Below are 8,701 nucleotides of genomic sequence, written 5' to 3'. Positions count from 1 at the left end.
CTGTCTTCCCGCCCATGTATGGTACTAATGCTTCAGGAATCTTCACGCTTCCGTCGGCTTGCTGGTAGTTTTCTAAAATCGCTGCTACTGTGCGGCCAATAGCTAAGCCTGACCCGTTTAATGTGTGAACATATTCTGGCTTTGCTCCTTGCTCGCGGCGGAAACGGATGTTTGCACGGCGCGCCTGGAAATCTTCAAAGTTTGAAATAGAAGAGATTTCACGGTAGGTATCTTGCGTTGGGAACCATACTTCTAAATCATATTTTTTCGCTGCTGTGAAGCCTAGGTCAGATGTATTCATTAACAGCTTTCGGTATGGTAAGCCTAAAAGTTGTAATACTTTCTCAGCATGACCCGTTAATAGCTCTAATTGCTCGTAAGATTCATCAGGTTTTACAAAGCGAACTAATTCAACTTTATTGAATTGGTGCTGACGGATTAGTCCTCGTGTATCACGACCAGCTGAACCTGCCTCTGAACGGAAGCAAGCGCTATATGCTGCAAAGCCTTTTGGTAACATCTCACCATCTAAAATTTCATCACGGTAGAAGTTTGTCACCGGTACTTCTGCAGTTGGTGCCATAAAGTAATCTAAGCCATCTAGCTTGAATACATCCTCTTCGAATTTTGGTAATTGGCCTGTACCTGTTAAAGAATCACGGTTAATGACCACCGGTGGCAGCATTTCCTCATAGCCATGCTCGTCAGAATGTAAATCCATCATAAAGCTCATTAGGGCACGCTCTAATCGAGCACCTAAGCCACGATAGAATAAGAAACGGCTTCCTGTTACTTTCCCAGCACGCTCAAAATCCACTACTTCTAAGTCTGTTGCAACATCCCAGTGTGGTATTGGTTCAAAATCAAAGGCTGGCTTATCGCCCCAAGTATACACTTCTACATTGTCATCCTCTGTTTCACCAACCGGCACAGATTCATGTGGAATATTTGGCAGGCGCATCATCATGTATTCAAATTTTTCTTCAACTTCACGAAGCGCTACATCTAATGCTTTGATCTCATCGCCCACTTCACGCATACGCGCAATCACATCATCAGCATTTTCCTTATTGCGCTTCATCACAGAAATTTGCTCAGACACTTTATTACGTTCTGCCTTTAAAACTTCTGTTTTCGCGATTAAATCACGACGCTTTACATCTAAGCTTTCAAACTCATCGATATTTCCTAAATCCTCATTACGTGTAAGAAGTACTTTTTTCACTTCTTCATAATTGTCTCGAACTCGTTTAATGTCTAACATTTTTCATTCCTCCAACTCTATGTGATGATTGGTACACTTTCCTGCTCTAGTGCAATAAAACACAAAAAAGCCCCCATCCCTATAAAAGGGACGAGAGCTACCCGCGTTGCCACCCTAATTGAACAGACTACTCGTCTGCTCCACTTATATCATAACGGCTTTTCAACCGACCTTAGCCTACTATAACTTCAGCTAGGCAACTCCTGGACGGATTCACAAGTGTTTTTATCAGCTTCCACCAACCGCTGACTCTCTATAAAAAAACGGACCTGCTACTATTTCCTATCATCGCATTACCAATTTTAAAATTTAACCATACTGTACTATATGCCGTTAAATTTTGCAAGTGCTTCCTCTGACCTCCCCCTTATTGTACAATAGAACAAAAAGAACACCATCAGACAGGGAGGATGATTTCTATCGACCTACTACTTTTTGCGCTCGATAAAAATAATGATAAGCCGTTATACGAGCAGCTATATTTGAATTTAAAAGACGCTATTATTCAAAAACAAATCGCTACCGGGACTAAACTTCCCTCAAAACGGCAGCTTGCGGAGTTTTTAAATATTAGTCAGACGACGATCGAACTGTCTTATGGGCAACTTCTCGCGGAAGGATATATTATCTCAAAACCAAGGATTGGCTATTTTGTCGAGGAGATTGATGAGTTACCCTATATTGAAAAAACAATCTCTTCTCCTATTTCCATACCATCCCCTGTAGAATCCTTTATTTTTGATTTTTCTCCTGGGAAAATTGATGAGAATGGGTTCCCGTTTAAGATTTGGCGGAAATATGCGAAGGATCTACTCGATGAATCATCTAAAAGTTTATTACAAATCGGACATCGACAAGGTGAGCAGGAGCTACGTGCGCAAATAGCACGGTATTTATACGAATCACGCCGCATCCATTGTAACGTAGAACAAATTGTCATCGGTTCTGGAACGGAGCATTTACTGCCCATGATTCTCCGACTATTCCAAGACGATTCAAAGCTAGCATTAGAAAATCCCGGCTACTCTGCCATCCCGCGTAACGATTTACAACACCGGGCCATTCCTATTTCTGTCGATGAAGATGGACTAGTCGTCGATGAACTTGAAAACTCAGCAGCCGATCTTGTCTATATTACACCGTCTCATCAGTTCCCAACCGGGGCTGTATTATCAGCGACAAGACGTACTCAGCTATTGAAATGGGCCGCACAAAATCCAACTCGCTATATTATTGAGGATGACTATGATAGTGAGTTTCGTTATATTGGAAAACCAATTCCCGCTTTACAAGGGCTCGATCAAAATGACAAGGTGATTTATATGAGTACTTTTACTAAATCGCTCATGCCATCATTACGTGTGGCGTATTTTGTTCTACCCCTTTCCTTAGTCCCAAAATATCGGGAAATTTTTAATTATTATTCAGCGACCGTTCCACGATTTGACCAACATATTTTGGCGAACTTTATGAAGGACGGGCACTTTTCTAAGCATTTAAATCGCATGCGAAAGCTATATCGGAAAAAGCATGATAAGCTGATTACAGTGTTATCTAAAAACTATCCTAATATTATGGTTACAGGAGATGTAGCAGGTATGCATGTGCTCATATCTGTACCGAGCGCCTTACCAGAGAGTGAACTAAAAGCTCGTGCACGACAAGCGAATATAAATATTTACCCTTTATCAAAATACGTCCTAGCACCGATTCCATACGAGCATCCAACATTCCTGCTCGGCTTCGGTGGTATCCCGTTAGAGAAAATAGAAGAAGCCGTTCATGCACTGATGAACAGCTTTACCCATTAATCTTCTACTAACTGAACATGATAATTTTCAAACCAATAGTGCAGCTGGACAAAATAAGCGAGCAACTGTGGACCTGCCATTAGCTGGCCAAACCAGGGCTTGTTAAAAGAGGCACCACCTGTTGCAAGTAATTCCTCCAGCTGTGCTTTCTGAAAGAGCTCATATAAAATACTCGATTTTTGTTGCAGTACATCCTCAAGAAGAAGCTTCACACCATTTGTATAAGCCGGGTGATATGTTTTCGGATAGGGATTTTTCTTGCGATTCACGATTTCATCTGGCACAATTCCTTCCGCTGCCTTACGTAAAATACCCTTCTCCTGTCCGCCAAGGGTTTTTAACGACCATGGAATATTCCATACGTATTCAACTAATCGATGATCGGAAAATGGAACGCGTACCTCTAAACTGGCCCCCATACTCATTCTATCTTTCCGCTCTAGCAGCGTTTGCATAAAGAATATATTGTTTACATAAAACAGCTCTTGTCGTTTACTCTCCGTTTCATTCCCCTTCGAAAATTTCGGGATGCTACTTATTGTGTCATTATAAACAGCCTCCATAAACTCGGGTAGCTTTAGCTTCCGCTGCCATTTATCATTTAATAGCGCTTGCCGCTCATGAATAGAACGAATCCAAGGGAATTGATCTGCTCCTTCAAAAAACCATGGATACCCACCAAACACCTCATCTGCACATTCACCTGATAACGCAACCGTAAAATCCTTTTTAATTTCCCGACATAATAATAATAGCGAGCTATCAATGTCTACCATACTCGGGTAGTCCTTTAACTGCACCGCCTCATATAATGCCTCGATCAATGCCTGCTGTGAAAGTATGATTTCATGATGTTCAGTTTGAAATGCCTTTTGCATTAATGAAATCCAATAACCATCCTGTGTTTTTTGGAAGGCATTGCTCTCAAAAAATTGTTGGCTTCCTTCAAAATCCACAGAATACGTATGCAGTACCTTCCCTTGGGCCGCATAGTGATTCGCAGCAAAGGCCGTCAATAAGCTCGAATCTAATCCACCTGATAAAAATGTACAAAGCGGCACATCACTAACTAGCTGTCGTTCAACAGCATTTTGTAATAGAACTCTCACGTGTTGGATCGTTTCCTGCTCATTATGGTCATGCTCTTTTTCCTTCACATCCCAATATCGCCAACACTTTATACCTTTCCGACTAACTGTTAAACAATGTGCTGGCTGTACTTCCTTTATGTTTTGATATACCCCTGTTCCCGGTATTCTTGATGGTCCGATACTAAGTAAGGCTGCTAATCCTGTCATATTTAAAACTGGTGATACGTCTGGATGCTGTAAAAGGGACTTTAATTCTGATGAAAATAAAAGACCACCTGCTACTTCCGTATAGAATAAGGGCTTTACCCCCATCCGATCACGACTTAAAAATAGTGTCTCTTCTGTTTCATCCCATACACCAAAAGCAAATATACCATTTAAACGTTGGACACAAGCCTCTCCCCATTCAATATAGGCGGTTAGCAATACCTCCGTATCAGATGTTGTTGCAAACGTATAGCCATTCGCTATAAGGGACTGGCGTATTTCCTCTGTATTATATAGTTCTCCGTTGTAAACAATCGTAAAGCGTTTCTGTCCTACACTTTTTGACATTGGCTGCACTCCACCGGCCAAGTCAATTACAGCTAACCTACGATGCCCTAAAAGTGCATGATTAAATACTGCTATATTGGCATCATCTGGACCACGGTGTGCTAATACATTTGTCATTCCTTCGATTACTGCTATTGAGGAACGTAAATCCTTCTGATAATCAACCCAACCAGTTATTCCACACATATTCACACTCCTTCACGTAGTAGCTTATGACAATAGCTCACCTTTCTAAAGTTGTCCATGAAAAAAACACACAATTCTATTTGTGAATTGTGTGTTTAGTATTTTCATATAATGATTAGAATAACCCGCCAATAAAGCCAGTCACACTTCCCCAAAGATTTCCGAAGAAATTACCGATACCTTGGAAGAATAGTGAAAAGCCACTAGCACGCTCTACACTGTCTGTTGTTACGACATCAAGTGTTAGCTCAGAACCATCAATAAAACCATAATCTGACCCTTCAGAACGCTCTAAAACAAGCTTTCCTACAACTGTCCCTTCCTTTACATCTGCCTCTATCTCTTTTTTATCAAGAACAAGCTTAGGAACATATAAATCTTTTTCATTTGATTTAATCATAAATGATAGAGAATCTTTTACTGCAATATTTACTTTATCTTCTTTTCCTTTTGTAACAGGAATTGTTTTTTGACCTTTAAATACATAGTTTGCCGGAATAATTTCTTGGTTTGAGAATTGTCCAAAACCATAGTCAAATAGTTTTGCTGTAGCATCAAATCGAGCTTTGTACGACCCCACACCTTCAGAATCAACAGCCTTCATGACAACAGCGATTAAACGCTTATCATTACGTACTGCCGTCCCTGTGAAGCAATGTCCTGCAAAATCCGTTGTACCTGTTTTTAAGCCATCTACGCCTGCATATTCATAAACTAAGCCAGGCAGCATGAAATTCCAATTTTCCATTTTGATTGCATCATCTGTACCCTCACGGAAAACTTTCTTCGGAATATTTGAAGTTTCTAAAACTTCTGGGTGATCTTTTAATAAATGATAAGCTAGTTTCGCTACAGATTTTGCTGGCATTACGTTCTCATCTTCTGCTCCCGTACCAGATGGATGCATACCTAATAAATCAGCATTATTTAAACCAGTTGAGTTAACAAACTTATATCCTTCAAGGCCTAATTCCTTCGCCTTTTTATTCATTAATTTAATGAATTCCGTTTCAGTACCCGCAATTGTTTCAGCAATCGCTACAGTTGCCGCATTTGCACTGTAGATTGCCATTGCATCATACAGCTCGCGGATAGTATATGAACCGTCTGCACGAAGTGGTACATTACTTAATGCACGATTTTGAGATAATTTATATGTGTAATCTGTGACACGATACTCCTGCTCCCATGTAATCGTTCCTTCTTTAATTGCATCTAATAGCAAGTATTCTGTCATCATTTTCGTCATACTTGCAATACCTAAAGATGTTTCAGCATTTTGCTCGTATAAAATTTTACCTGATTCTGCATCAATTAATATTGCTGCATCTACTGTTAAGCCTAAATCTGTCTCCGCATTTGCTGTCATTGCAGGTTGAGTAAACATGCTCAGCAGTAATAGCGGAATCATTAGTAAGCTCACTAATGATTTCGTACATACCTTTTTCACAAAGCTACCTCCATTTTCTTTCTTCTCCTCGCCATTTTATCATAAACGCGGGGAAGGTGGGTTATGTTCATCATAAAAATACCCCTCTAACTTCAAAATTTGACGTTAGAGGGGTATAAAAGTTGCATGTAATTACTGGATTGAATAGTTTGGTGCTTCCTTTGTGATTTGTACATCATGTGGATGTGACTCACGTAAACCGGCACCTGTCATACGAATAAATTGAGCTTCTTCTCTTAATTTCTCTAGACTTCCTGCACCACAGTAACCCATACCCGCACGAATACCACCAACTAACTGATGAATTGTATCAGCTAAAGGTCCTTTGTAAGGTAGGCGCCCTTCGATACCTTCTGGAACAAGTTTTTTTGCATCCTCTTGGAAATAACGGTCTTTAGAGCCTTTTTCCATTGCACCAATAGAGCCCATTCCACGGTAAACTTTGAAGCGACGTCCTTGGAAGATTTCTGTTTCCCCTGGAGATTCTGATGTTCCAGCTAGAAGAGAACCTAGCATTACAACTGTCCCACCAGCTGCTAGTGCTTTTACGATGTCTCCAGAGTATTTAATACCACCGTCCGCGATAATCGTTTTACCAAACTCACGTGCTACTGTTGCACAATCATAAACTGCTGTAATTTGTGGTACACCAACGCCCGCTACAACACGTGTAGTACAAATTGAACCTGGTCCAATTCCCACCTTCACTACATCCGCACCAGCTTCTAATAATGCACGAGTCGCTTCACCTGTTGCTACATTACCTGCGATAATTTCAAGCTCTGGATACGTCTCACGAATCTCACGTACAGTATCAATTACTCCCGCTGAATGACCATGAGCTGTATCAATTGTAATAATATCAACCTGTGCCTCTACTAGCTTAGCTACTCGCATCATCGTATCCTTTGATACACCAACTGCAGCACCTACTAATAGACGACCATGTGTATCTTTTGCTGCATTCGGGAATTCAATCACTTTTTCAATATCTTTAATTGTGATTAAGCCCATTAATTTACGATCTTCATCAACAATCGGTAACTTCTCAATTTTATACTGCTGAAGAATCTTTTCAGCATCCTCTAAAGTAGTTCCTACAGGTGCAGTGATTAAATCTTCTTTCGTCATCACATCATCGATTTTTAAAGAATAGTCGCTAATAAAACGTAAATCACGGTTTGTAATAATCCCAACTAATTTTTGATCGTCCATGTTATTTACGATTGGAACACCCGAAATGCGGTATTTACCCATTAAATGCTCTGCGTCAAACACTTGATGCTCTGGCGTAAGGAAGAAAGGATTTGTAATAACACCATTCTCAGAGCGTTTTACCTTTTCTACTTCTTCCGCTTGCTCATCTATACTCATATTTTTATGAATAATCCCAATACCGCCTTGACGAGCCATAGCAATCGCCATTTTAGCTTCTGTTACTGTATCCATACCCGCACTAACCATAGGGATGTTTAACTTAATTTTTGGTGTTAATTGTACCGATAAATCAACATCTTTCGGCAATACTTCTGAATGCGCTGGTACTAATAATACATCATCAAATGTTAAACCCTCTTTAACAAACTTTGTTTCCCACATTTCGAAAATTCCTCCTACGTAAAAGAATATTATTGTAAGGTTAACAACGTCGCTTAGTACTGTCAAGAAACTTTAAAAAGAAAAATAATTCAGACTATTCAAAGTAACTATAAATGTATAGATAACGACTACTTATCATTTTTTTCGTTCATTTTTCAATTATTCTTTTATATAAAAATACTATACATTATAAATTCCATTTACATCGGAATTTTATTAAAGAAATACCCATTTAAGCATAGTATTCTAGGTAATATCACAATAATCATTTCCGTTAATAATCCATTAAAAACTAAAAAAATTTCATTTTATCTAAAAGAGGATCTCTAACAAAACGAATACTTGTCTGCACATTCAATTACGAAAGGTCGCTTTCCACGGTCGAGGTCAAGCCTCCTCTTGATTCATTTTTTGGTGCTACTGTTACTTTACTTTCGTCGTAAATAAAGTTGCTGCGACGTCTGAAAATAACCTGATGTTGGTCACCGCTGTCTCACAGATAAATATCCTCATGACTTGACGGTTTTATGCTGGAAATTTGGCCCTATAGCGAAGGGTAAATCCGATCAGTTTCTCCTGTTACTCACCACTTCAGATGCTGTTAAAATTCTATATTTTTAGTAAAGAACCTATTTTGATATTGAACTCTAAGTAAAATAAAAAAGCCTGAGAAAATTCTCAGACCTTTGATTGTGCCTAGCGACGTCCTACTCTCACAGGGGGAAGCCCCCAACTACCATCGGCG

5 protein-coding genes and 1 other annotated feature are annotated in these 8,701 nt (G+C 39.7%); of the genes, 1 reads left to right on the top strand and 4 read right to left on the bottom strand.

Annotated elements, in window-relative coordinates:
• On the bottom strand, positions 1–1,264 hold a 1,264-nt coding region (gene serS / locus V4T18_RS17960; protein WP_332651776.1), incomplete at its 3' end, for a serine--tRNA ligase.
• A gap of 83 nt (positions 1,265–1,347) precedes the next feature.
• Positions 1,348–1,562 (bottom strand) — a binding site (T-box leader).
• A 121-nt stretch (positions 1,563–1,683) separates the two neighbouring features.
• On the opposite strand from serS, the gene pdxR reads away from it, so the two are divergent.
• Positions 1,684–3,075, top strand: coding sequence for a MocR-like pyridoxine biosynthesis transcription factor PdxR (gene pdxR / locus V4T18_RS17955; RefSeq protein WP_332651778.1), 1,392 nt, complete (start codon positions 1,684–1,686; stop codon positions 3,073–3,075).
• On the opposite strand, the gene asnB is transcribed toward pdxR, so the two are convergent.
• From asnB to guaB, 3 genes are all read right to left on the bottom strand, one after another.
• A complete protein-coding gene (asnB, locus tag V4T18_RS17950) occupies positions 3,072–4,907 on the bottom strand; it encodes an asparagine synthase (glutamine-hydrolyzing) (protein ID WP_332651774.1) in 1,836 nt (611 codons plus the stop codon). The two genes, pdxR and asnB, sit on opposite strands and share 4 nt — an antisense overlap.
• 115 nt (positions 4,908–5,022) lie before the next feature.
• Positions 5,023–6,318: a D-alanyl-D-alanine carboxypeptidase family protein gene (locus V4T18_RS17945; protein ID WP_442916962.1), complete on the bottom strand. Its 1,296-nt coding sequence runs from the start codon at positions 6,316–6,318 to the stop codon at positions 5,023–5,025.
• Positions 6,319–6,489: 171 nt separating this feature from the next.
• Complete coding sequence (gene guaB / locus V4T18_RS17940) at positions 6,490–7,956, bottom strand: IMP dehydrogenase (protein WP_332651770.1); 1,467 nt, start codon at positions 7,954–7,956, stop codon at positions 6,490–6,492.
• Positions 7,957–8,701: the final 745 nt, after the last annotated feature.

Source organism: Lysinibacillus sp. 54212 (genome assembly GCF_036662795.1).
Taxonomy (GTDB): domain Bacteria; phylum Bacillota; class Bacilli; order Bacillales_A; family Planococcaceae; genus Lysinibacillus_B.
This window is presented reverse-complemented; position numbering and strand designations above follow the sequence as displayed.